The following is a 22,254-nucleotide window of genomic DNA, read 5'->3' on the forward strand; positions in this document are numbered from 1 at the left end:
TCGGCGCGGCTGAGCATGACGGCATGCAACACCGCCACACCGAACAGTCCGTAGGACGCCAGGCCCAGGGCCCAGTGCAAGGGCGCCCACGGGGACGCCGCTTGGGGTCGCGCCTCACCCGGGAAGTACCAGGCCACCAGCACGGTCAGCGCGGCCAGTGCGGCAAGCACGCGGCGCGCCCCCGGCAGGGGAACCAGCCGACTCTCGATCAGATAAACCGCCACAACCAGCCACATCGTCATCGAAAGCGCAGGCGCAAACCCGAAACGTGCGCCGCCCAGATCCAGGCCCAGCCCGGCAATGTCCACCGTTAGCGCCAACAGGTGCCCGAGCCAGCCGAGCAATAGCAAAGCCGGCAGGCCACGCCAGCGCGAAGCCGTCGAATCCGCAGACATTGCAGCGCCGCCATAGGCCAGCAGAGCCAGCAGGCTGGAACCCGCCAGAAGCATCCCGGCACTGCCGGCAGGGGCGAACGATAAAATCATGGCCACAGTGTACTTTTGAGCGCACCGCTTGCCGCGACCTGCGCCACCCTATGGCATCCACCCTGACCGACCGCCTGAGCCACCTCGTCAAGACCATGAGGGGCCAGGCCCGCATCACCGAGAGCAATGTGCAGGACATGCTGCGCGAGGTGCGCATGGCTTTGCTCGAAGCCGACGTGGCGCTGCCGGTGGTGCGCGACTTCATCGCCCGCGTCAAGGAGAAGGCGCTGGGCCAGGAGGTGGTGGGGTCGCTCAACCCCGGCCAGGTGCTGGTGTCGGTGGTGCACAAGGAATTGGCCGCCACCATGGGCGACGGCGTGGCTGACATCAATCTGGCCGCGCAGCCGCCGGCCGTGATCCTGATGGCTGGCCTGCAAGGCGCCGGCAAGACCACGACCACGGCCAAGCTGGCCAAGCACTTGATCGAGAAGCGCAAGAAAAAGGTGCTGACGGTATCGGCCGACGTCTACCGGCCGGCTGCGATCGAGCAGCTCAAGACGGTAACCAAACAGGCCGGCGCCGAATGGTTCCCGTCCGCGCCCGATCAGAAGCCGCATGACATCGCGCTGGCGGCCATCGACTATGCGAAGAAGCACTATTTCGACGTGCTGCTGGTCGACACCGCCGGCCGCCTGGCTATCGACGAAGCCCTGATGGCCGAGATCAAGGATCTGCATGCCACGCTGAACCCGGTCGAGACTCTGTTCGTCGTCGATGCGATGCAGGGCCAGGATGCAGTCAACACCGCCAAGGCGTTCAAGGAAGCGCTGCCACTGACCGGCATCGTGCTGACCAAGCTGGACGGCGACTCGCGCGGCGGCGCCGCACTGTCGGTGCGGCAGATCACAGGTGCACCGATCAAGTTCGCGGGCGTGTCGGAAAAGATCGACGGCCTGGAGGTGTTCGACGCAGAACGGCATGCCGGCCGTGTCTTGGGCATGGGCGACATCGTGGCGCTCGTTGAGGAGGTCACCAAGGGCGTGGACATCGCCGCGGCGCAGAAACTGGCCGACAAGCTGAAGTCAGGTGACGGCTTCGATCTGAACGACTTCCTGGCCCAGATCTCGCAGATGAAGAAGATGGGCGGTCTCTCCAGCCTGATGGACAAGCTGCCCACACAGATGACCGCCAAGGCGGGCGCGGCGGACATGGACAAGGCCGAGCGCGACATGCGCCGCATGGAAGGCATCCTCAACGCCATGACGGCCAAGGAACGCCGCAGCCCCGCGCTGCTGATGGACGGCAAGAGCAAGGCCAGCCGCAAGCGCCGCATCGCAGCCGGTGCCGGCGTGCAGATCCAGGACGTCAACCGCCTGCTCAATCAGTTCGACCAGATGCAAGGCATGATGAAGAAGATGAAGGGCGGCGGCCTGATGAAGATGATGAAGAAGATGGGCGGCATGAAGGGCCTCGGAGGCATGATGCCTCCGGGCATGAAGTGAGCCGGAGCCAAGGGATCATCAAACAAAAAGCGGGCCTCGGCCCGCTTGGTCGTTCTTGGCACTTCGCCGCTGTGCGTCCCTACTCCAGCAGCGCTTGGGCAAACTCGCGTGCATTGAAGGTCTGCAGGTCTTCCAGCTTCTCGCCGACGCCGATGAAGTAGACCGGAATGGCGCGTTCGCGCGCGATCGCGGCCAGCACGCCGCCTTTGGCAGTGCCATCCAGCTTGGTGACCACCAGCCCGGTCAGGCCAAGGGCGTCGTCAAACGCCTTCACCTGGGTCAACGCGTTCTGGCCGGTATTGCCGTCGACCACCAGCAGCACCTCATGCGGCGCACCTTCCTGAGCCTTGGCAATCACACGCCGAATCTTCTTGAGCTCTTCCATCAAGTGCAGCTGAGTGGGCAGGCGCCCTGCAGTATCGGCAATCACCACATCGCAGGCGCGCGCGCGGCCGGCCACCACTGCATCAAAGGTCACGGCCGACGGGTCGCCGCCCTCCTGGCTGACGATCTCTACCCGGTTGCGATCCGCCCAGACGCCCAACTGCTCGCGCGCCGCAGCGCGGAAGGTATCGGCCGCCGCCAGCAGCACCTTGGCATCGGCATCGGCCAGATGGCGGGTCAGCTTGCCGATGCTGGTGGTCTTGCCAGCGCCATTGACGCCGACCACCATCATCACCGTCGGGCTGTGCTCTCCGACGACCAGCGCCTTCTCCAACGGCTGTAGCAACTCGGTCAGCGCGTCAGCCAACAAGCCGCGCACAACTGACGGTTCAGTCGCCTTGGCATCCTTGACGCGACGCTTCAAGTCATCCAACAGGAACTGCGTGGCCTTAACGCCCGCATCTGCCATCAGCAACGCAGCTTCAAGCTCCTCGTAGAGCGCGTCGTCGATCTGGGTGCCGGTGAAAACCTGCGCAATGCTGGAGCCCGTCTTGCGCAGGCCCTGACGTAGCTTGTCCAGCCAGCTGGTGCGTGGCGCAGAGGCAGGCGGACCCGCCTCCACCAATGCCCCAGTGGGCACACTGTCCGGCTGCTTTGCCTCAGGAGCGACGGCAGGCAAGGTCGCCGGCTCCGTCGTCACGGCCGGAGGAACGGCGGTGGCGCCGCCGAACTTTTTCTTGAAGAAGCTGAACATCAGGGGGCGTCTTTCAAAGCAGCGAGCCCGAAATTTCCGAGGCGTCGCGAAGGGTGCTTGCATTCTCTCCGAAATAGCCGCTAGAATAGTGGGCTTGAGGCGCTTTAGCTCAGCCGGTTAGAGCGACGGAATCATAATCCGCAGGTCCGGGGTTCGAATCCCTGAAGCGCCACCAAAACAAGATAGACGGCCCGAGCAAACCTCGGGCCGTTTTTCATTGATCATCAACGCAGCCACTGGACACATACCATGTATCGCTGTGCACCCGCCTCCGTCCTGCTCGCGTTCGCGACCAGCATTGCCTGCCTCAGCCCGGCACAAGCGCAGACCCACCGCCCGTTTCCGGCCTACGCCTTGCGCGGCGAGTTGATCGTGCAGCAGGTGCCCGAGGTCAGGCTGAACGGCCAGCCCGCCCGGCTGGCCCCCGGCTCTCGCATGCGCAGCGAGTCACACATGCTGCTGCAACCCGCCAGCGTGGCCGGACAGAAGCTGATCGTGCATTACACCGTCGAGCCGACATCAGGCCTGCTGCAGGACATCTGGGTGCTGAATGCCGCTGAACTGGCCAACAAGGTCTGGCCTCGGTCGGCACAGGAAGCAGCAACGCTGGTCTTCGAGCCCGGCACCCAGACCTGGTCCAAGCGCTGAGCCGCCTGAGACCAGTCGGCCTCTACCCTTCATCCGCGCAAACAGCGCGCATTGCAAAGGACGCTCCCCGACAGGGGTGGCGACATGCCTCATGAAGAAAGTTTTCATCAAGACCTTCGGCTGCCAGATGAACGAGTACGACTCGGACAAGATGGCCGATGTGCTGGGCGCTGCCCAAGGCTTCGAGAAAACCGACAACGTCGACGACGCAGACCTGATCCTGTTCAACACCTGCTCGGTGCGCGAGAAGGCGCAGGAGAAGGTGTTCTCTGACCTGGGACGCGTCAAGCATCTCAAGGAAAAGGGCGTGATGATCGGCGTCGGCGGCTGCGTGGCCAGCCAGGAAGGCGCTGCCATCATTGAGCGCGCGCCTTATGTGGACGTGGTCTTCGGTCCGCAGACCCTGCACCGGCTGCCGGCGATGCTTGACGCGCGCCGCGAACAGCGCCGCCCGCAGGTGGATATCAGCTTCCCCGAGATTGAGAAATTCGACAATCTGCCGCCGGCCAAGGTCGAGGGCGCCAGCGCGTTTGTCTCGATCATGGAAGGCTGCTCCAAGTACTGTTCCTATTGCGTGGTGCCGTACACGCGCGGCGAAGAAATGTCGCGCCCCTTCGACGACGTGCTGACCGAAATCGCCGGTCTGGCCGACCAGGGCGTCATGGAGATCAATCTGCTGGGCCAGAACGTCAACGCCTACCGCGGCAAGATGGGCGATACCAGCGAGCACGCCGATCTGGCTTTGCTGCTGGAGTACGCCGCCGAGATTCCCGGCATCCAGCGGCTGCGCTTCACCACCAGCCATCCCAACGAGTTCAGCCCGCGGCTGATCGAAGCCTATGGCCGGATTCCGCAGCTGGTGAACCACCTGCACCTGCCGGTGCAACATGGCAGCGACCGCATCCTGATGGCCATGAAGCGCGGCTACACCGCGCTGGAGTTCAAGAGCATCATCCGCAAGCTGCGTGCGATCCGGCCTGACATCCGGATCGCCAGCGACTTCATCGTCGGCTTTCCCGGCGAAACCGAAGACGATCATGCCAAGCTGATGAAGCTCGTTGAAGACGTCGGCTTCGATGCCTCGTTCAGCTTCATCTTCAGCCCGCGCCCCGGCACGCCTGCAGCCAGCCTGGAGGACACGACTCCCTACGAGGCCAAGGTCAAACGGCTGCAGGAGTTGCAGGCCATGATCGAGGCCAACGCAGTGAAGATCAGCGAGACCATGGTCGGCACCACGCAGAAGATCCTGGTCACTGGCAATGCCCGCAAGGATCCGAGTGAACTGATGGGCCGCACCGAGTGCAATCGAATCGTCAATTTCAAGGGCCATCCGCGCCTGATGAACCAGCTGATCGACGTGACGATCACCCAGGCATTCGCGCACTCGCTGCGTGCCGAGGTCCCTGTCGGCGAGACACTCAGCGCCTGAGGCTCAAGAACCATTGCGGCAGGCTGATGGCCAGCACCATCAGCCCGTACCCCATCACCTTGCCATCACGCCCCAGCAGCCACAGCGCCGCCAGGATGCCGATGCTGCCTCCCATGCCGCCCCACAGTGCCAGGCGCTGCCAGGACAGGCTCTTGAGTTCGCGGCGCCACAGCAGCTTGAGCCCCATGGCCATCAGCGCCGCCACGATCCAGGCGGGGGCCAGCAGGTTGGTGAAATGCCATAGGGCGTCGAGTGGGCTCATCGATCGATTGCAAACGGAAAGAAATGTGATGTCGCGTCGGGCTGGCGCACACACATGGCCTTTATAAGCGCTGGCAAATTTTATAATCCGCCCATGTCGGTCTTCGCCCTCGGTCTGAACCACAACTCCGCGCCGCTGGACCTGCGGGGGCGTTTCGCCTTTTCCATGGAGCAACTGGCGCCCACTTTGCTCGGGTTTCGTCAGCAACTCCAGACCCTGCAGCCGGGCAGGAGCCCCAACCTCCCCGAAGCCGCCATTCTCTCCACCTGCAATCGCACCGAGCTCTATGTGGCGGGTGCGCCTGCGCTGGTCCAACCAGCCGTGGACTGGCTGGCCCAAGTCGGTGGCGTGGGGAGCAACGCGCTTCTGGATCATGCCTACGTGCTGGAAGGCAGTGCGGCCGCGCGTCACGCGTTCAGGGTCGCCAGCGGGCTGGATTCGATGGTGCTGGGCGAGCCGCAGATCCTGGGGCAGCTGAAGCAGGCTGTCCAGCAGGCCGGCGAGGCGGGCACCCTGGGTACCACCTTGCATCAGCTGTTCCAGCGCAGCTTTTCGGTAGCCAAGGAAGTCCGCAGCTCGACTGAAATCGGGGCCCATTCCATCAGCATGGCAGCAGCGTCGGTGCGGCTGGCCGCGCAGCTGTTCGAAGACCTGGCGCAGATCAAGGTGCTGTTTGTCGGCGCCGGCGAGATGATCGAACTGGTGGCCACCCACTTTGCCGCCAAGACGCCCCAGCACATGGCGGTGGCCAACCGTACGCTGGAGCGCGGAGAGAAGCTGGCTGGACACCTCGGCGCGGAGGCGATCCGTCTGGCCGACCTGCCGCAGCGCCTGCATGAATTCGATGCTGTCGTGTCCTGCACCGCATCCAGCCTGCCCTTGATCGGGCTGGGCGCCGTGGAGCGTGCGCTCAAGGCGCGACGCCATCGACCCATGTTCATGGTGGATCTCGCCGTGCCGCGCGACATCGAGCCAGAAGTCGCCCAGCTCGACGACGTCTACCTCTACACGGTGGACGACCTCTCCAGCCTCGTGCAAAGCGCCGGCGAAAAGCGCCAGGCTGCGGTGCAGCAGGCCGAAGCCATTGTCGAAGCCGGCGTGCAGAGTTTCGTGCACTGGCTCGGCCAGCGTCATACCGTCCCGCTGATCCAGGCCCTGCATGGCCAGGCCGAAGACTGGCGCGCCCATGAGATCGCACGGGCCCGCAAGCTGCTGGCGCGTGGCGAGGATGTCGACACCGTGATGGAGGCGCTGGCCAAGGGGCTGACGCAGAAGATGCTGCATGGCACCCTGGCGGAGTTGCACGCGGCGGACGGTGATCAGCGCGTGCAGCTGACCCAGACCGTGTCGCGCCTGTTCCTTCGCAACAGCCCGCGCGATCCGGCTGAGCATTAGCGCCAGCGCTGAAGCCCTGCCGCGCGGCAGCGTCACTCGCTCGCCGCCTATTCAGCCCACCGGACCGCCCTCATGAAAGACTCGCTGCGCCAGCAATTCGAACGCCTGGGTCATCGCCTGGCCGAGCTGGACACCACCTTGGCCGACGGCTCCATTGCCGCCGACATGAAGCGTTATCGGGCGCTCACCAAGGAACAGTCCGAGGTCTCGGGCCTGGTCGAGTGCTATCGGCGCTATCAACAGCGCGAAGCCGATCTGTCGGCCGCGCGGGAGCTGCTCACTGACCCGGAGATGGCCGAGATGGCGCGCGAGGAGATCGCGGCAGCCGAAGGCGATCTGGCCCGTCTGCACGAAGAGTTGCAGCTGGCGCTGATCCCCAAGGACCCGGACGACGAGCGCCCGGCCTTCCTTGAAATCCGTGCCGGCACCGGTGGCGACGAGTCGGCGCTGTTTGCCGGCGATCTGGCACGCATGTACATGCGCTTCGCAGAGAGCCAGGGCTGGAAGACCGAAGTCCTCTCGGCCAACGAATCGGATCTGGGCGGCTACAAGGAGCTGGTGTTGCGCATGGACGGCGACAAGGTCTATGGCCGGCTCAAGTTCGAATCCGGCGGCCACCGCGTGCAGCGCGTGCCGGCGACCGAGTCGCAAGGCCGCATCCACACCAGTGCCTGCACCGTGGCAGTGATGCCCGAACCTGACGAGGCCGAGGAGATCCAGCTGAATCCGGCCGAACTGCGCATCGACACCTTCCGCGCGAGCGGAGCCGGCGGCCAGCACGTCAACAAGACCGATTCGGCCATCCGTATCACCCACCTGCCGACCGGCCTGGTGGCCGAATGCCAGGATGACCGCAGCCAGCACCGCAACAAGGCCAAGGCCATGGCTGTGCTGGCCGCGCGCCTGCGCGACAAGGACAAGAATGAGCGTGCTGCCAAGGAAGCCGCCCACCGCAAGAGCCTGATCGGCAGCGGTGACCGTAGCGATCGCATCCGCACCTACAACTTCCCGCAAGGCCGCCTGACCGATCACCGCATCAACCTGACGCTCTACAAGCTCGGCGCCATCATGGACGGTGAGCTGGGCGACGTGATCCAGGGGCTGCAGGCCGCGCAGGCGGCCCAGGAACTGGAGAACCTGGAAGAGGGTCGCGGATGAGCGCAGCGCCCAGCACCGTTGGAGAGGCAATGCTGCATGCCCGGCAGGCCGCAGTAGATCGGCTGGATGCACTACTGCTCCTGGGCGCGCTGCTGAACCAGCCGCGCAGCTGGTTGATGATTCACGACGAAGCCCCCTTGACGCTTGAGCAAGCCTCGCGGTTCCAGGATTGGGTCGCCCGGAGTGCACAGAATGAGCCGCTGGCCTACCTGCTGGGCGAGAAGGAATTCCACGGCCTGATGCTCGAGGTCAACGCGCACACATTAGTGCCGCGACCTGACACCGAGACGCTGGTCGACTGGGCACTGGAGTTGCTGAAGACGGCGGCGCTGGCCCAGCCCGACGTGGTTGATCTGGGCACCGGCAGCGGCGCGATCGCGCTGGCGATCAAGCACCGACACCCGACGGCCAACGTCGACGCGCTGGACCTGAGTGCGCAGGCGCTGCTGACCGCAAAGTCCAACGCGCAGCGGCTGGGGCTGGATATCCGCTTTCACCAGGGCGATTGGTGGGCCCCGCTGAAGGGCCGCCGCTTCGACCTGATCGTCAGCAATCCACCCTACATCGCGGCCGGCGACCCGCATCTGGCCGCCCTGCGCCACGAACCCCTGCAAGCGCTGACGCCAGGTGGTGACGGTTTGTCAGCGCTGCAAACCCTGGTTGAGGGGGCGCCAGCCCACCTGCGACCTGGCGGCTGGCTGCTGCTGGAGCATGGTTTCGACCAAGCCGATGCAGTCGCTCAGGCGCTGCACGCGGCAGGCTTCGGCGCCGTCGAGTGCCGCCGCGATCTGGGTGGGCAGCCTCGCGTGAGCGGCGGCCTCTGGCGTGGTCGCGCATAAAGCCGCAACTGGCCGTCGTTTCTCTTACACACGCTTGCGCAGAAAGCGATCGGCAGGCGTAGCATCAATCGCTCCTCACTGCCTTTGTGCAGTTGCCCCGTCGCTGTTTCCGAGGAGCTTGCCATGGCCAAGGCCGTCCGTTTTTCGACCGAAGCACCCCGTCCGCGGAGTCAGCTACGAGCGATGCTCGAAGGCGCCGGACTGCTGATGCTGGCGCTGGCAGTTCAACCCGCGCAGGCACAGGGCCTGAAACTTGGCGCTGATGCCGGGGACGATCTGCGCTGGCAAGCTCGGGTCCAACTGAGCAGCCTCGACAAGACTTCCGGATCCCGACTGGTCGGCGCCAATGTGCTGGGCGATTACTACCTGACCGGCTCCTGGCTGGGCGCAAAAACCCGCGGTGGCTTGCGTGCGACCGGCGGGCTGATGTTCGGCGCACCGTCGCTACTGCAGAGCAGCGGCGCTCTGGCCTTGGGCAGCAGTTCCCTAGCCCGTCAGCAGGCTTTCTCAGTTGGGCAACGTCAGCTCAGCCTGGCGAGCCCGATGCAGGAGCACGAGTCCAATCTGAGCGCCCCCTACATCGGCATCGGCTACACCGGTCAATCCTTGCGGGGCGGTTGGGGCTTCAGTGCCGACCTCGGCGTGATGCGCCTGGGTCGGAGTGGGGGTGCACAACCCAGCCTGGAAGAAACGCTGATGGATCTGCGTCTGCGGCCGGTGTTGCACTTCGGTTTGAGCTACAACTACTAAACCCCACGCTCCCTTCAGCATCGCTCTGTCACGGATAATGCGCCGACAAGCCGCCAACAGGCCGGCGCAGCATCCACTACCTCAGGCGATTTGATATGAATGAAGTCCAGCAGCGCATCGACGACTTGGTCAAGGGCAGCCGCGTCGTGCTGTTCATGAAGGGCACTGCGCAGTTCCCGATGTGTGGCTTCTCGGGCCGCGCGATCCAGATTCTCAAAGCCTGCGGCGCGACCGAATTGAAGACCTTCAACGTCCTGGAGGACGAAGCCGTGCGCCAAGGCATCAAGGACTACGCCAACTGGCCCACCATCCCCCAGCTCTACATCAAGGGGGAGTTCGTCGGTGGTTCGGACATCATGATGGAGATGTACGAGTCCGGTGAACTGCAGCAGCTGCTGAGCCAGTAAGCCGGACATGACGCAGCCTGTTCGGCTGGTCATCGGGGTCACGGGCGCCACCGGCGCGGCCTACAGCCTGCGGCTGCTGCGCCGCGCACGCGAGCTGGGGCTGGAAACCCATCTGATCGTCACGCCGGCCGGCGTGCTCAACGCCCACCACGAACTCGGCCTGGATCGGCACGCGCTGGAGCGCGAGGCCAGCTTCGCCTACTCACCCGCCGATGTCGGCGCCTGCGTGGCCAGCGGCAGCTTCTCGACCGCCGCCATGATCGTGGCGCCCTGCTCGATGAAAAGTCTGGCGGCGGTTGCCCACGGCTTTGGCGACAACCTGCTGACACGAGCAGCCGACGTCACGCTGAAGGAACGCCGCCGCTTGGTGCTGATGGTGCGGGAGACACCCTTCAACCTCGCACACCTGCGCAATATGACGGCCGCCACCGAGATGGGGGCTATCGTGTTTCCGCCTCTGCCCGCCTTCTATCACCACCCCAAGAGCATCGATGAGATCGTCAACGAGAGCGCCGAGCGGGCGCTGGAACTGGCGGGCGTGAAAGGCGCGGAGCCCAAGGCCTGGGCCGGATTGCGCACCCAGAGCTGAGCACGCTGCAGACCTCTTTGACGCCTCAGCTTTCGCCGGGCATCAACCATTTCCTGCGGTTGGCGAAAACCGCATTGGGATACTCAGGCCGGCCGCGGCTGCCGTTGTAGCGCCCCAGCGCCAGGAACATGTCGCCACGCTCCCGGTCCAGGTAGTGGCGCAGGATCACGCAGCCGAAGCGCAGGTTGGTCTGCATATGGAACAGACGCGAAGCCTGGCCATCCCCGATCACGCGCGCCCAGAAGGGCATCACCTGCATATAGCCCCGTGCACCAGCGCTGCTGATCGCGTACTTCCTGAAGCCGCTTTCCACCTGCACCAGGCCTAGCACCAGGCTGGGCTCAAGGCCGGCCCGCTTGCTCTCGTACCAGAGCGTCTCGAGAAACTCGATGCGCGTCATCGCCTCACTTTTGCGAGACTTCAGGCGCTCGCTCATCGCGCCGAGCCAGCGCAGGTAGGCCAGGCGTTCGTCCGTGGTTTCGAAGCGAGGCTTGGGCGGCGCGGTGTTCGCAACCGAAGCGGACAAGGCCGAGCGCACGGCATCTGCCAGCGGCTCCTCGACCTGCGTACCAGCCCGAACCGGCAGCGCTGAGCAAGCAAGCCCGCCCAGCAGCAGCGCGCGTCGACGCAATCCGTTCAAAGCCCGAGCTTGGCCTTCAAGTGGGCCACGATATCCGTCAGTGCCAGCTTGGTGGCTTCGGCATCACGCCGGCCCTGGTACTCGACCTGGCCTTCCTTGAGCCCGCGGTCGGACAACACCACCCGGTGCGGCACGCCCACCAGTTCCCAATCGGCGAACATCGCTCCGGGGCGCTCGCCGCGGTCATCCAGCAGCACGTCAACGCCCAGGGCGCTCAACTCGTCGTGCAGCTTGAGCGCCGCCGCCTTGACCTCTTCGCTGCGGTCCATGCCGATCGGGCAGATCACCAATGTGAACGGCGCGATCGAGGCCGGCCAGATGATGCCGCGCTCATCGTGGTTCTGCTCGATCGCCGCGCCCAGGATGCGGGTCACGCCGATACCGTAGCAACCCATCACCATCAGCTGCGGCTTGCCGGTTTCGTCCAGGTAGCTGGCGTTCATGTCCTTGGAGTACTTGGTCCCCAGCAAGAAGACATGGCCCACCTCGATGCCGCGCTGGATGTCGAGAACACCCTTGCCATCCGGCGAGGGATCGCCGGCCACGACGTTGCGGATGTCGGCCACCAGATCGGGCTCGGGCAGATCACGGCCCCAGTTGGCGCCGGTGTAGTGGAAGTCTGCCTCGTTGGCGCCGCAGACGAAGTCCGCCATGTTCGCCACGGTGCGATCGGCGACGACCTTGACCGGCTTCTTCAAGCCGAGCGGGCCCAGGTAACCCGGCTTGCAGCCAAAGTGATCCTCGATCTCGGCCACAGTGGCGAAGCGGAAGCCGCCCTTCAGGCCTTCAATCTTGCCGGCCTTGACCTCGTTGAGGTCATGATCACCGCGCACGAGCAGCAGCCAAACGGTGGACTTGACGATCTCGCCGTTCTCGTTGAGCTCGTCGCTGGCCAGCACCAGGGACTTTACGGTCTGCGTTAGCGGCAAACCCAGCAACTGCGCCACGTCAGCGCAGGTGCTCTTGCCGGGCGTGGGCGTCTTGGCCAGAGCCTGCGCCGCAACCGCGCGACTGGCCTGCAGCGGCAGTGCTTCGGCCAACTCGATATTGGCAGCGTAGTCGCTGGTGGGGCAGTAGACGATGGCATCCTCGCCGGTCTCGGCGATCACCTGGAACTCGTGCGAAGCCTCGCCGCCAATCGCGCCGGTATCAGCGGCCACGGCGCGGTACTCAAGACCGAAACGGTCGAAGATGCGCTGATAGGCATCGAACATGGCCTGGTAGCTGCGCTTGGCGGCGTCGATATCACGATCGAAGGAATAGGCATCCTTCATCGTGAACTCGCGGCCTCGCATCACACCAAAACGCGGCCGGCGCTCGTCGCGGAACTTGGTCTGGATGTGATAAAAATTCTTCGGCAGCTGCTTGTAGGAACGCAGCTCCTGACGGGCGATGTCCGTCACCACCTCCTCGGAGGTCGGCTGGATGATGAAGTCGCGGTCATGCCGATCCTTCACGCGCAGCAACTCCGGGCCCATCTTGTCGAAGCGCCCGGTTTCTTGCCAGAGCTCGGCAGGCTGCACGACGGGCATCAACAGTTCGACGGCGCCAGCGCGGTTCATCTCTTCACGGATGATGCCTTCCACCTTGCGGATCACGCGCAGGCCCATGGGCATGTAGTTGTAGATGCCGGCGCCCAGGCGCTTGATCATGCCGGCACGCATCATCAGCTTGTGGCTGACCACTTCAGCGTCGGCGGGGGCTTCTTTCAGCGTCGAGATAAAAAACTGGGTGGCTTTCATGCGGGACAGAGCATAGGTACGCCAAACGCCACAAGATCGCGGGCTTGGCTGAAGTGCTGAGGGTTAGCGAGGGTGCCGCCCGACGGGCGCCCCAATGCAATAATCAATCCAACTAAAGATTCGAGGTTGATTATGCTCGACCGTGAAGGCTTCCGGCCCAACGTCGGCATCATCCTGCTCAACCACAGGAACGAGGTGTTCTGGGGCAAACGCATCCGAACCCATTCCTGGCAGTTCCCGCAAGGGGGCATCAAGCATGGCGAGACGCCCGAGCAGGCGATGTTTCGTGAGCTCCACGAAGAGGTGGGGCTGCACGCCGAACACGTGCGCATCATTGCCAGAACCCGTGACTGGCTGCGCTACGAGGTTCCCGACCATTTCATCCGTCGCGATGCTCGTGGGCATTACCGCGGGCAAAAGCAGATCTGGTTCCTGCTCCAGTTGATGGGGCGGGATTGCGACATGAATCTGCGCGCGACCGATCATCCCGAGTTCGACGCCTGGCGCTGGAACGAGTATTGGGTACCGCTGGAATCGGTGATCGAGTTCAAGCGCGGCGTCTACCAAATGGCGCTGACAGAACTGGCGCGCTACATGCCACGGTTGAACCAACACAACCGCTATCTGCGCGCGGGCATGCGTCCGCCGCACCGCGACAGCATCCGCACGCACAGCCACGAGGTGGTTGAGCAAGAACAGGCCCCTGCGGCGACCGACGATCAAGGCCAGGGTGCGGGCTGATCTTCAAGCATCGGGACCTTGCTCGCCCCCTTGCCGCCGGTCAGGTGAGGACGAGGTTGTCCCGGTGAATCAGCTCTGGCTCGGCGGCGTAGCCGAGCACGCGCTCGAAATCCACTGACGCTTTGCGCGCGATCAGGCGGGCTTCAGCGCTGGAGTAATTGGTCAAGCCACGTGCCAGTTCGCGGCCGTCTGCCGCACGTACAGCAATGACGTCGCCACGGTGGAACTCGCCCTGCACCTCGTGCACACCGATCGGCAGCAAGCTCTTGCCCTCGTCGAGAAGCTTGGCCGCAGCACCGGCATCCACCACCACCGCACCTCGCATCTGCAAATGATCGGCCATCCACTGCTTGCGTGCCGCCAACTTGGCGGTGCTGGCAAGCAGCGCCGTACCAATGGCCTCGCCTGAGGCCAGGCGCAGCAGCACATCAGGCTCGCGCCCCCAGGCAATGATGGTGGACGCCCCGGAACTCGCCGCGCGCTTGGCAGCCAGGATCTTGGTGAGCATGCCACCACGCCCCAGCGACGAGCCGGCACCTCCAGCCATCGCCTCGAGTTCGGGCGCGCCGGCGGTGGCAAAGTCAATGAAGCGAGCACCTGGATCGCGCCGCGGATCAGCCGAGTACAGGCCGCGCTGATCGGTCAAGATCACCAAGGCGTCCGCCTCGACCAAGTTGGCCACGAGCGCACCCAGCGTGTCGTTATCGCCAAATTTGATCTCGTCGTTGACCACCGTGTCGTTCTCGTTAATCACAGGCAGCACACCATGCTGCAACAAGGTCAGCAAGGTGGAGCGCGCATTGAGATAGCGCTCCCGGTCAGCCAGGTCGGCATGAGTGAGCAACACCTGCGCACTGCCCATGCCATGCTCGCGCAGCTTGGTTTCGTACATCTGGGCCAGGCCCATCTGGCCGACTGCCGCAGCGGCCTGCAACTCATGCAGCTCTTTCGGACGGACCGCCCAGCCGAGGCGCTTCATGCCTTCCGCGATCGCGCCGCTGGACACCATCACGACCTGGCGACCGTCCGCCGCCAGCGCAGCCAGTTGGCGACACCAGTTGCCTATGGCTTCGGCGTCCACGCCACGGCCTTCATTGGTGACCAGGCTGGAACCGACCTTGACGACGATGCGCCGCGCGTCCTTCAAGACTTGAGCACTCATGCCCGCCCCTGCTCCTGGTCCTCCCGAACCGGATCGAAGCGAACGTCAGGCTCCACATGCTGGCGCTGCTCGGCTGCCACATGTTCGTAAATGGCCTGGATCAATGGCTGGCAACCCTCGCGGGTCAGAGCCGAGATCTCGAACACCGGGCCCTTCCACTTGTAGCGCTTGATGAAGTCCTTGACACGCGCCGCACGCTCTTCGGCTGGAACCATATCCAGCTTGTTCAGCACCAGCCAGCGCGGCTTGTCATGCAAGCTCTGGTCGTACTTCTTCAACTCCTTGACGATGGCTTTGGCCTCGGCGACAGGGTCAACCTCGGGGTCAAACGGCGCCAGGTCCACCACGTGCAGTAGCAGTCGCGTGCGCTGCAGGTGGCGAAGAAACTGGTGGCCCAGGCCGGCGCCTTCTGCAGCACCTTCGATCAAGCCGGGAATATCGGCAATCACGAAGCTCTTCTCCGGCGCAACGCGCACCACGCCAAGATTCGGATACAGCGTCGTGAACGGGTAGTCGGCGATCTTTGGGCGCGCATTAGACACCGCCGAGATCAAGGTCGACTTGCCCGCGTTCGGCTGCCCGAGCAGGCCGACATCGGCCAGCACGCGCAATTCCAACTTCAGCTTCTTGGCCTCGCCGGGCCAGCCCGGCGTCTTCTGCCGCGGCGCTCGGTTGGTGCTGGTCTTGAAATGCAAGTTGCCGAAACCGCCATCACCGCCCTTGGCGAGCAAGACCTTCTCGCCCGGCTCCAGCAGTTCAGCGATCACGGTGTCGGTCTCAAGATCACGCACGATGGTGCCGACGGGCATGCGCAACACGATGTCGTCCGCAGCGGCGCCGTATTGATCCGAGCCCCGGCCCGCCTCTCCATTGCGTGCCTCATGCCGGCGCGCATAGCGATAGTCGATCAGCGTGTTCAGATTCAGATCACCGACAGCAAAGACGCTTCCGCCTCGCCCGCCGTCACCACCATCCGGACCACCGAAGGGAATGAACTTCTCGCGTCTGAAGCTCGCACAGCCGGCACCACCATTGCCGGCGACGATATCGATAGTGGCTTCATCAACGAACTTCATAAGCTGCTCTGCGGGTGCGCCTCGGTGGGCGATGGTAATTCACAAGGTCGGAGGCATCCGGACCTTTGCAGCCGAGAAAAAGCAAAAGCCCCGGCGGGCCGGGGCTTCTTGTCTCGCCAAGCGGTCGGCTGCTGCCCTCCGCCAGCGATCAATGCGTCATGCAATGACGATCAAACCGGCGTGACGAAAACCGTCTGGCGGTTGTTTTCGCCCTTGATGGCGAAGGACACCGTGCCGTCGACCAGCGCGAACAAGGTGTGATCCTTGCCCATGCCAACGTTGGTACCAGCGTGGAAGCGGGTGCCGCGCTGACGCACGATGATGGAACCGGCGGAGATGGTCTGGCCGCCAAAGGCCTTCACACCCAGCATCTTCGGTTTGGAGTCGCGGCCGTTCCGTGTGGAACCGCCGCCTTTTTTCTGTGCCATGGATTAACTCCTTGAACTGTTGGCGAAAGCAGGTATCAGCCGTTCACCGCGCTGATTTCCAGCTCGGTGTAAGTCTGACGATGGCCCTGGCTCTTCTTGTAGTGCTTGCGACGACGCAGCTTGAAGATGCGCACCTTGTCGTGCTTGCCCTGTGCCACAACAGTGGCTTTGACGCTTGCGCCAGCAACCAAGGGAGTGCCAACCTTGAGTTCAGCGCCGTTTCCGACAGCCAGAACCTGGTCGATCACAATCTCTTGGCCAACATCCGCAGCAATCTGTTCTACCTTGATCTTTTCGCCAGCAGCAACTTTGTATTGCTTGCCGCCGGTTTTTATGACCGCGTACATATCAGCCCTTTCAAAAAAACGACCTCAGGTCCCACAGCCAGCCGAAACTGAAGCCGCGAACCCAAGGCACTCGCCCCACGCCGAAATGCGCAGAGCCCGCGACTATAACACGAGCACCCAAAAGAAACCAGGCGCCACCATCAAGGGGCAAGATGCCCCAGTCACACGGCTCGTTGCTTCCGCGAAACCCGGCACTGACGCCGCCGCAAGCGGTCTTCCTATAATTGCCGCTTCGCCATCATGTGAGCTGAGTGTGCACGCTGCTTCTGCCTCGTCCCCCGCCCCAGTCGCCGAGGTCCTCGCGAGACTCGCAGAAGAAATGCGTGAGGTCGATGCCGTCATCGCCCGGCGCCTCAGTTCAGATGTCGCGCTGATCAACCAGATTGCCGGGTACATCGTTCATGCGGGCGGCAAGCGCATGCGCCCCAAGCTGGTCCTGCTCTTCGCCAACGCGCTGCAGCACACAAGCGCCGATCGTTTCGAACTTGCAGCCGTCGTAGAGTTCATTCACACGGCAACACTGCTGCATGACGATGTCGTCGATGAATCGTCGATGCGGCGCGGCAAGAAAACGGCCAACGCGCTCTTTGGCAATGCGGCCAGCGTCTTGGTTGGCGACTTCCTCTACTCGCGCGCTTTCCAGATGATGGTTTCGGTCAATCAGATGCGCGTGCTCGAAGTTCTGGCGGACGCGACAAATGTGATCGCGGAGGGTGAAGTTCTGCAGTTGATGAACATGCATGACCCCGACATTTCGGTGGAAAGCTACTTGCGTGTCATCCGCTTCAAGACAGCCAAGCTGTTCGAAGCCAGCGCCCGGCTGGGGGCCGTGCTCGCCCGCAGCGAAAACGCCATCGAAGAGGCATGCGCCAGCTATGGTCGCGCCCTTGGCACTGCATTCCAACTGATTGACGACGTGCTCGACTACGAGGGCGACCCGGCAGCACTTGGCAAGAATGTGGGCGACGATCTGCGAGAAGGCAAGCCGACCCTGCCGCTGCTAATTGCCATGGAGCGCGGCTCCCAGACCGAGCGGGAACTGATCCGCCATGCCATTGAGCATGGCGAGGTCGAGCGCCTCAACGACATCGTGCAAATCGTGCGCAGGACCGGTGCATTGGAAGCCACTCGAGAGGCCGCCCGCACCGAGGCCAACCATGCCCGCGATGCACTAAATCTGCTGCCCTCTTCAATTTGGCGCGAAGCTCTGCTAGAATTTTGTGCTCAGTCGGTGGAGCGCTCTTTCTGAGCATCTTTCAACCGACGGACGACTGCGATCTTTTGACCCCGTCAAATGACAACTCGCAATCGGGGTGTAGCTTAGCCTGGTAGAGCGCTACGTTCGGGACGTAGAGGCCGGAGGTTCGAATCCTCTCACCCCGACCAGAAATTCCTTACGTGACAAGCACTTAGCGAAGTGCAGACCTCCCAAAAAGGTCGTCGCGTATAAGTTCTGCGGCAAATCTGCGGCACGGAACTGAGTTCATCAGCACCGTAGAGCCCAGAAATACAAAGCCCGCTGGCTACAGGAGTCTCCACAACTTGGAGACCTCCATGGCAACCATCCAGAACCGTTCTCGCATCACCGTCACGGTCAAGAACCGTCCCGACGTCACCCGCTCCTTTTCGTGCAACGCCCTCGACAAGGTCGAGGCCTATGTCGGCGAGCTGCGCAGCAAAGGCTTCCGCCCGAAGGCTGAGCAACCACGCTTCAAGATGCGTTGATGGCCCGCAGTCGGTCTGTCATTGCACTGCCCTTCCGACGCCCACGCACGCCATTCAGAGCAACACTGGCCGAGCTCGCTTCAGGCGTCTTTGCTTCGGCCGAAGCATCGACATGCTCGACCGTCGATTTGGCTTGACCAGTTCGCAACTTGGCACTGAGGAAGCCGTGACGAGTCCGCGCTTCGGTGTTGCTGAGCATCACGGTACAGGGCGCGGGACGGCCCATGACCGGCGGCTTGGCGCACTTTTTTCGCCACCAAATTACAGTCCATAAGCTGTTTATTGCCTTTACAGCTTTTAATGGGTATTCTGGTAATACATATCAAATGCTGTAAACCGCACTTACAGCCCATAGACTGTATGAACTCACATTTCACAGTCCGCACCGCTGACCAGTTGCCTACCCTGCTGCAGGCCTTCCGCAAGGATGCTGGCCTGACCCAAAGCGAGGTTGCCCTGCGCCTTGGGGTGGCACAGCAGACGTACTCGGCACTGGAGCGCAACGCGGATACGGTTGGCGCCGCCAGACTGCTGAAGCTCCTGAACATCCTTGGCGTTGAATTGGTTCTCGCCAAACCGGCTGCCAATCCAGCGCCTGCAAAGGACTCAGGGCAGGCGCCGCCCGGCTCCGACCAGCCCAGTTGGTGACCCATGGGACGTCGCTCGCACTCTCGGACGCTCTGCCTATGGATGAACGGTGCCCTTGTAGGCAGTTGGACACTTGCGCCGAATGCCCCGGACAGGCTCCAGTACGACCTAGCATGGACCCAATCGGAACAGGGTCGGCCCTTGTCCCTGTCCTTGCCATTCACGCCCGGAAACGCGCCCCATCACGGCGAAAAGGTTCGCGCTTACTTCGAGAACCTGCTACCCGACAGCAAGGACATCCGCGAGCGCCTGGCGCGCCGCTTCAGGACGGGCTCGACCGGCGCCTTCGAGTTACTCGCCGAGATTGGCCGGGACTGCGTGGGCGCGCTCGAAGTACTACCCGAGGGCCAGGTCTCTGCAGGCACAGCCCCCTTGCAGGCAGAACCGCTGAGTGAAGCCCAGGTCGCCCAGTTGCTGCGCGGAACAACGAGCCCCAGTACCCTGGGCCGGGGGGACGAGGACGACGAGTTCCGCATCTCCATCGCCGGCGCTCAGGAAAAGACAGCCCTGCTTCTTCGCGACGGGCAATGGTGTTTGCCGCGCTGCAGTACGCCGACCACACACATCTTCAAGCTCCCACTCGGCCTGATTGGCGGCATGAAGCTCGATATGCGCGACTCAGTCGAAAATGAATGGCTCTGCGCCTTGATCCTCAAGGAGTTCGGCCTGCCCGTCGCGGCCTGCCAGCCGATGCAGTTCGAGGACGTCAAGGTGCTCGTAGTCGAGCGCTTCGACCGCGCGCGGTGGACGTCACCAGTCGGCGATAGCCGCCTCATCCGACTCCCGCAGGAGGACATGTGCCAGGCCACAGGGGTATCGCCAGAAGCCAAGTACGAAACCGATGGCGGACCTGGCATGGATCGCATCCTCGATCTGCTTGACGGGTCCATGACACGTGAGCAGGATCGGCGCCACTTCTTCACCGCACAGCTGCTGTTCTGGATGCTCTGCGCCACCGACGGCCATGCCAAGAACTTCAGCCTGTTCCTGCGCCCCGGGGGGCGCTATCAACTCACCCCGCTGTACGACGTCCTGTCAGCCTACCCAGTGCTCGGCGAAGGGCCGGCGAAGATGTCCCCGCACAAGGTCAAGATGGCCATGGCCGTGCGCTCCAAGAATGCGCACTGGAAGATGCGCGACATCCTGCGCCGTCACTGGGTCGCGCTAGGGGCGAGGCACGGTGTGGTCACGGAGGATGGTCGCAAGGTCGAGTTTCTGATCGACGACGTTGTGACTCGTACGCCCGCCGTCATCAGCGCAGTGCGCGCCCTGCTACCTGACGGCTTTCCAATGCCAGTCGCAGACAGCATCTTCAGCGGGCTGCATGAGGCCGCGCAGCGCCTCGGTGGGGCGCTTAAGGCAATCGGATAAGGCCTTCACGCGCTCAGCACCCTCGAGAACACGCCCTTCCGCTTCGTACTCACCGCGATCTCGATTGCGGAATCTCGTCTCTGGGTAAGGGGAACCAAGGTTCCCCTCGCTGACAGGCCAAACAAGAAATGACGATGTCATGCGTAGGTATTCTTTTTAACCTTCCCCCAGAACGCGCCGCGCTCGCCAGGCCGTCTGCCCTGATCGAGTCGAATTCCCCGTGAAATCACCTCAAAATTTGCGGCAAATAAGCCAACAAAGGCATCCTGAGTCGAATAGACTGCGTTTTCGACTCAGTATTTGAGTTGAAAATGCCAACATTCGACTCACCACCCACGACCATGGCCGATGACCTTCGCTACGTCTGGGAGCAGCCCGAGTGGCCAAACCTGCGCTACGACGCCGTCCAAGTCGGCGAGGTCGTAGCTAAGGCACGCCGCGCTCAAGGGGTGGTGGAAGGCAAACTGGCCGTGCTGGGGTTCGACCAGCAGCAGGAACTGGCAGCTGAGGCCTGGAGCCAGGAAGCAATGGCCACGGCGGCCATAGAGGGCGAACGGCTGGACCTCGCTGCCGTGCGCAGTTCGGTCGCCCGTCGGCTCGGCGTTGGCGACCAAACCGGGCCTAACGCGCCGCGCAATGTCGAAGGTCTTCTCGACATCATGGACGACGCGGTGACTCGCTGCGCTGAGCCGCTGACGCATGAGCGCCTACACGCTTGGCAAGCCGCGTTGTTCCCCACGGGCTACTCCGGCATGACCAAAATCATGGTCGGCAGCTACCGCGCACACGAAGAGCCGATGCAAATCGTCAGCGGACGGGTCGGTCGCGAGCAAGTCCACTATGAGGCACCGCCTTCCGTGCGTGTCCCGACTGAGATGGACCGGCTACTCGATTGGTTCAATGCCGAAGCTGAGTTCGACACCCTGGTCAGGGCGGCACTCGCGCATCTCAGGTTCGAAACCGTCCACCCCTTCAAAGACGGTAACGGCCGCGTCGGCCGGGTCCTTGTGGACCTGCTTCTGGCCCGCGACAGCGGCGAAGTCAGCCGGCTCTTTCGAACGTCGCAGCGCTTGTTCGAACGGCGCAACGACTACTACGCCCAACTCGAGAAGGCGCAACATGGAAGCGTCGACGTCACCGAGTGGGTCTGCTGGTTCGTCGAGCAGATGCAAGCGGCCTGCGAGGCCGCCTCTCGGGTGGTTGATGACACGTTGGTCAAGGCTCGGTTCTGGCTCGAGCACAGCACAAAGCCCTTGAACGAACGCCAGCGCAAAGTCCTGAACCTGCTCCTCAACGCTGGGCCAGGGGAATTCGAGGGTGGGATGAGCACTGAGAAATACAAAAAAATCGCCGCGACCTCGCGTGCGACTGCGTCGCGCGAGCTCATCGAGATGGAAGCCCTGGGGCTGCTTGAACAGGTCGGCGGCGGACGCTCCACACGCTACTACGTGAAGCTCCCGGGTTGGGTCGGCGCATTCAGGGCGTGGGTGATCTGACGGCTTCAGCTTTGGTGGCCGCGGTCGGGGACTTCACGGCATTCAAGTCGGGCCGCCAATTTGCGTCGTGGGTCGGACTGACGCCGCGCCAGGTTGGCACCGGTGGCAAGACCCAGCAGCTTGGCTTCTCCAAGCGTGAGGACACCTATCTGCGCACGTTGCTGATCGCTGGCGCCAGAGCCGTGATTGCAAGAGCAGAAAGGTCGGGCTGGATCACTCGACTTCTCGAACGACGACACCACAACGTTGCGGTCGTGGCGCTGGCCAACAAGATGGCACGCACGGTGTGGGCGATCCTTGCAAAGGGCTCTGACTTTGAACCGCTCAAATGGCCAC

The 22,254-nt window shown here is 63.3% G+C and carries 23 protein-coding genes, 2 tRNA genes and 2 pseudogenes; 18 read left to right on the forward strand and 9 right to left on the reverse strand.

What is annotated here, in order from left to right:
- A pseudogene (locus ACIQ67_RS09350) lies at positions 1-485 on the reverse strand (cytochrome C assembly protein); the annotation flags it as partial.
- 50 nt (positions 486-535) lie between these two features.
- Between ACIQ67_RS09350 and ffh the strand changes: the two are divergent.
- A complete protein-coding gene (gene ffh / locus ACIQ67_RS09355; RefSeq protein ID WP_397534098.1) occupies positions 536-1,927 on the forward strand; it encodes a signal recognition particle protein in 1,392 nt (463 codons plus the stop codon).
- A 79-nt stretch (positions 1,928-2,006) separates the two neighbouring features.
- Here the strand turns inward: ffh and ftsY are convergent, their stop codons facing one another.
- A complete protein-coding gene (gene ftsY, locus ACIQ67_RS09360) occupies positions 2,007-3,065 on the reverse strand; it encodes a signal recognition particle-docking protein FtsY (protein WP_397534099.1) in 1,059 nt (352 codons plus the stop codon).
- A gap of 98 nt (positions 3,066-3,163) precedes the next feature.
- Here ftsY and ACIQ67_RS09365 point away from each other — a divergent pair.
- The 3 genes from ACIQ67_RS09365 (at position 3,164) to miaB (ending at position 5,142) form a co-directional block, all read left to right on the forward strand.
- Positions 3,164-3,240 (forward strand) — tRNA-Met (locus ACIQ67_RS09365).
- Between the two features lie 74 nt (positions 3,241-3,314).
- Complete coding sequence (locus ACIQ67_RS09370) at positions 3,315-3,713, forward strand: hypothetical protein (protein ID WP_397534100.1); 399 nt, start codon at positions 3,315-3,317, stop codon at positions 3,711-3,713.
- Positions 3,714-3,804: 91 nt separating this feature from the next.
- Complete coding sequence (gene miaB, locus ACIQ67_RS09375) at positions 3,805-5,142, forward strand: tRNA (N6-isopentenyl adenosine(37)-C2)-methylthiotransferase MiaB (RefSeq protein WP_397534101.1); 1,338 nt, start codon at positions 3,805-3,807, stop codon at positions 5,140-5,142.
- Here the strand turns inward: miaB and ACIQ67_RS09380 are convergent.
- Entirely contained in the window at positions 5,132-5,404 is a 273-nt protein-coding gene (locus tag ACIQ67_RS09380; protein ID WP_397534102.1) for a hypothetical protein, read from the reverse strand. The two genes, miaB and ACIQ67_RS09380, sit on opposite strands and share 11 nt — an antisense overlap.
- A gap of 93 nt (positions 5,405-5,497) precedes the next feature.
- On the opposite strand from ACIQ67_RS09380, the gene hemA reads away from it, so the two are divergent.
- From hemA to ACIQ67_RS09410, 6 genes are all read left to right on the forward strand, one after another.
- Positions 5,498-6,799: a glutamyl-tRNA reductase gene (hemA, locus tag ACIQ67_RS09385; protein WP_397534103.1), complete on the forward strand. Its 1,302-nt coding sequence runs from the start codon at positions 5,498-5,500 to the stop codon at positions 6,797-6,799.
- A 72-nt stretch (positions 6,800-6,871) separates the two neighbouring features.
- Positions 6,872-7,957 carry a peptide chain release factor 1 gene (gene prfA, locus ACIQ67_RS09390; protein WP_397534104.1) on the forward strand — a complete coding sequence of 362 codons (1,086 nt, stop codon included), beginning with the start codon at positions 6,872-6,874 and terminating at the stop codon, positions 7,955-7,957.
- Entirely contained in the window at positions 7,954-8,796 is an 843-nt protein-coding gene (gene prmC / locus ACIQ67_RS09395) for a peptide chain release factor N(5)-glutamine methyltransferase (protein ID WP_397534105.1), read from the forward strand. Before prfA ends, prmC begins: the two co-directional genes overlap by 4 nt.
- 123 nt (positions 8,797-8,919) lie before the next feature.
- Positions 8,920-9,546, forward strand: a complete 627-nt coding sequence (locus tag ACIQ67_RS09400) for a hypothetical protein (protein ID WP_397534106.1) — start codon at positions 8,920-8,922, stop codon at positions 9,544-9,546.
- A 95-nt stretch (positions 9,547-9,641) separates the two neighbouring features.
- Entirely contained in the window at positions 9,642-9,953 is a 312-nt protein-coding gene (grxD, locus tag ACIQ67_RS09405) for a Grx4 family monothiol glutaredoxin (RefSeq protein ID WP_397534107.1), read from the forward strand.
- Between the two features lie 7 nt (positions 9,954-9,960).
- On the forward strand, positions 9,961-10,542 hold the full coding sequence (locus ACIQ67_RS09410) for a UbiX family flavin prenyltransferase (protein WP_397534108.1): 582 nt from the start codon (positions 9,961-9,963) through the stop codon (positions 10,540-10,542).
- A gap of 25 nt (positions 10,543-10,567) precedes the next feature.
- Here the strand turns inward: ACIQ67_RS09410 and ACIQ67_RS09415 are convergent, their stop codons facing one another.
- Complete coding sequence (locus tag ACIQ67_RS09415) at positions 10,568-11,182, reverse strand: lytic transglycosylase domain-containing protein (RefSeq protein WP_397534109.1); 615 nt, start codon at positions 11,180-11,182, stop codon at positions 10,568-10,570.
- Positions 11,179-12,924 (reverse strand): proline--tRNA ligase, encoded by a 1,746-nt coding sequence (locus ACIQ67_RS09420; protein WP_397534110.1) that lies wholly within the window; start codon positions 12,922-12,924, stop codon positions 11,179-11,181. The genes ACIQ67_RS09415 and ACIQ67_RS09420 overlap by 4 nt, the downstream gene beginning before the upstream one ends.
- Before the next feature lie 132 nt (positions 12,925-13,056).
- Between ACIQ67_RS09420 and ACIQ67_RS09425 the strand changes: the two genes are divergently transcribed.
- Positions 13,057-13,665: an RNA pyrophosphohydrolase gene (locus tag ACIQ67_RS09425; protein ID WP_397534111.1), complete on the forward strand. Its 609-nt coding sequence runs from the start codon at positions 13,057-13,059 to the stop codon at positions 13,663-13,665.
- Between the two features lie 40 nt (positions 13,666-13,705).
- Here the strand turns inward: ACIQ67_RS09425 and proB are convergent, their stop codons facing one another.
- The 4 genes from proB to rplU all read right to left on the reverse strand — a co-directional run bounded on the left by proB (position 13,706) and on the right by rplU (position 16,678).
- Entirely contained in the window at positions 13,706-14,827 is a 1,122-nt protein-coding gene (gene proB, locus ACIQ67_RS09430; protein WP_397534112.1) for a glutamate 5-kinase, read from the reverse strand.
- Entirely contained in the window at positions 14,824-15,903 is a 1,080-nt protein-coding gene (gene cgtA, locus ACIQ67_RS09435) for an Obg family GTPase CgtA (protein WP_397534113.1), read from the reverse strand. The genes proB and cgtA overlap by 4 nt, the downstream gene beginning before the upstream one ends.
- Before the next feature lie 170 nt (positions 15,904-16,073).
- The gene (rpmA, locus tag ACIQ67_RS09440; RefSeq protein WP_397534114.1) at positions 16,074-16,331 is read right to left on the reverse strand and encodes a 50S ribosomal protein L27; all 258 of its coding nucleotides are present in this window, start codon (positions 16,329-16,331) and stop codon (positions 16,074-16,076) included.
- 35 nt (positions 16,332-16,366) lie between these two features.
- Positions 16,367-16,678 (reverse strand): 50S ribosomal protein L21, encoded by a 312-nt coding sequence (gene rplU, locus ACIQ67_RS09445; protein ID WP_195797624.1) that lies wholly within the window; start codon positions 16,676-16,678, stop codon positions 16,367-16,369.
- A gap of 319 nt (positions 16,679-16,997) precedes the next feature.
- On the opposite strand from rplU, the gene ACIQ67_RS09450 reads away from it, so the two are divergent.
- From ACIQ67_RS09450 to ACIQ67_RS09480, 7 genes and pseudogenes are all read left to right on the forward strand, one after another.
- A complete protein-coding gene (locus ACIQ67_RS09450) occupies positions 16,998-17,927 on the forward strand; it encodes a polyprenyl synthetase family protein (RefSeq protein WP_397534115.1) in 930 nt (309 codons plus the stop codon).
- 60 nt (positions 17,928-17,987) lie between these two features.
- Positions 17,988-18,064, forward strand: a tRNA-Pro gene (locus ACIQ67_RS09455).
- A gap of 168 nt (positions 18,065-18,232) precedes the next feature.
- The gene (locus ACIQ67_RS09460) at positions 18,233-18,403 is read left to right on the forward strand and encodes a hypothetical protein (protein ID WP_397534116.1); all 171 of its coding nucleotides are present in this window, start codon (positions 18,233-18,235) and stop codon (positions 18,401-18,403) included.
- 360 nt (positions 18,404-18,763) lie between these two features.
- A complete protein-coding gene (locus tag ACIQ67_RS09465) occupies positions 18,764-19,051 on the forward strand; it encodes a helix-turn-helix domain-containing protein (protein WP_397534137.1) in 288 nt (95 codons plus the stop codon).
- Positions 19,052-19,054: 3 nt separating this feature from the next.
- Positions 19,055-20,422: a type II toxin-antitoxin system HipA family toxin gene (locus ACIQ67_RS09470; protein WP_397534117.1), complete on the forward strand. Its 1,368-nt coding sequence runs from the start codon at positions 19,055-19,057 to the stop codon at positions 20,420-20,422.
- A gap of 341 nt (positions 20,423-20,763) precedes the next feature.
- Positions 20,764-21,918, forward strand: coding sequence for a Fic family protein (locus ACIQ67_RS09475; RefSeq protein ID WP_397534118.1), 1,155 nt, complete (start codon positions 20,764-20,766; stop codon positions 21,916-21,918).
- Positions 21,897-22,235, forward strand: a pseudogene (locus ACIQ67_RS09480) (transposase); the annotation flags it as partial. The gene ACIQ67_RS09475 and the pseudogene ACIQ67_RS09480, both read left to right, overlap by 22 nt.
- Positions 22,236-22,254 lie beyond the last annotated feature (19 nt).

The organism is Roseateles sp., from assembly GCF_044373315.1.
Lineage (GTDB): Bacteria > Pseudomonadota > Gammaproteobacteria > Burkholderiales > Burkholderiaceae_C > JACDQM01.

What these genes read in the sequence shown, in the direction of transcription:
- ffh (WP_397534098.1), top strand. Translation starts at nt 536, where the DNA reads ATGGCATCCACCCTGACCGACCGCCTGAGCCACCTCGTCAAGACCATG.
- ftsY (WP_397534099.1), bottom strand. Translation starts at nt 3,065, where the DNA reads ATGTTCAGCTTCTTCAAGAAAAAGTTCGGCGGCGCCACCGCCGTTCCT.
- ACIQ67_RS09370 (WP_397534100.1), top strand. Translation starts at nt 3,315, where the DNA reads ATGTATCGCTGTGCACCCGCCTCCGTCCTGCTCGCGTTCGCGACCAGC.
- miaB (WP_397534101.1), top strand. Translation starts at nt 3,805, where the DNA reads ATGAAGAAAGTTTTCATCAAGACCTTCGGCTGCCAGATGAACGAGTAC.
- ACIQ67_RS09380 (WP_397534102.1), bottom strand. Translation starts at nt 5,404, where the DNA reads ATGAGCCCACTCGACGCCCTATGGCATTTCACCAACCTGCTGGCCCCC.
- hemA (WP_397534103.1), top strand. Translation starts at nt 5,498, where the DNA reads ATGTCGGTCTTCGCCCTCGGTCTGAACCACAACTCCGCGCCGCTGGAC.
- prfA (WP_397534104.1), top strand. Translation starts at nt 6,872, where the DNA reads ATGAAAGACTCGCTGCGCCAGCAATTCGAACGCCTGGGTCATCGCCTG.
- prmC (WP_397534105.1), top strand. Translation starts at nt 7,954, where the DNA reads ATGAGCGCAGCGCCCAGCACCGTTGGAGAGGCAATGCTGCATGCCCGG.
- ACIQ67_RS09400 (WP_397534106.1), top strand. Translation starts at nt 8,920, where the DNA reads ATGGCCAAGGCCGTCCGTTTTTCGACCGAAGCACCCCGTCCGCGGAGT.
- grxD (WP_397534107.1), top strand. Translation starts at nt 9,642, where the DNA reads ATGAATGAAGTCCAGCAGCGCATCGACGACTTGGTCAAGGGCAGCCGC.
- ACIQ67_RS09410 (WP_397534108.1), top strand. Translation starts at nt 9,961, where the DNA reads ATGACGCAGCCTGTTCGGCTGGTCATCGGGGTCACGGGCGCCACCGGC.
- ACIQ67_RS09420 (WP_397534110.1), bottom strand. Translation starts at nt 12,924, where the DNA reads ATGAAAGCCACCCAGTTTTTTATCTCGACGCTGAAAGAAGCCCCCGCC.
- ACIQ67_RS09425 (WP_397534111.1), top strand. Translation starts at nt 13,057, where the DNA reads ATGCTCGACCGTGAAGGCTTCCGGCCCAACGTCGGCATCATCCTGCTC.
- proB (WP_397534112.1), bottom strand. Translation starts at nt 14,827, where the DNA reads ATGAGTGCTCAAGTCTTGAAGGACGCGCGGCGCATCGTCGTCAAGGTC.
- cgtA (WP_397534113.1), bottom strand. Translation starts at nt 15,903, where the DNA reads ATGAAGTTCGTTGATGAAGCCACTATCGATATCGTCGCCGGCAATGGT.
- rpmA (WP_397534114.1), bottom strand. Translation starts at nt 16,331, where the DNA reads ATGGCACAGAAAAAAGGCGGCGGTTCCACACGGAACGGCCGCGACTCC.
- rplU (WP_195797624.1), bottom strand. Translation starts at nt 16,678, where the DNA reads ATGTACGCGGTCATAAAAACCGGCGGCAAGCAATACAAAGTTGCTGCT.
- ACIQ67_RS09450 (WP_397534115.1), top strand. Translation starts at nt 16,998, where the DNA reads ATGCGTGAGGTCGATGCCGTCATCGCCCGGCGCCTCAGTTCAGATGTC.
- ACIQ67_RS09460 (WP_397534116.1), top strand. Translation starts at nt 18,233, where the DNA reads ATGGCAACCATCCAGAACCGTTCTCGCATCACCGTCACGGTCAAGAAC.
- ACIQ67_RS09465 (WP_397534137.1), top strand. Translation starts at nt 18,764, where the DNA reads ATGAACTCACATTTCACAGTCCGCACCGCTGACCAGTTGCCTACCCTG.
- ACIQ67_RS09470 (WP_397534117.1), top strand. Translation starts at nt 19,055, where the DNA reads ATGGGACGTCGCTCGCACTCTCGGACGCTCTGCCTATGGATGAACGGT.
- ACIQ67_RS09475 (WP_397534118.1), top strand. Translation starts at nt 20,764, where the DNA reads ATGGCCGATGACCTTCGCTACGTCTGGGAGCAGCCCGAGTGGCCAAAC.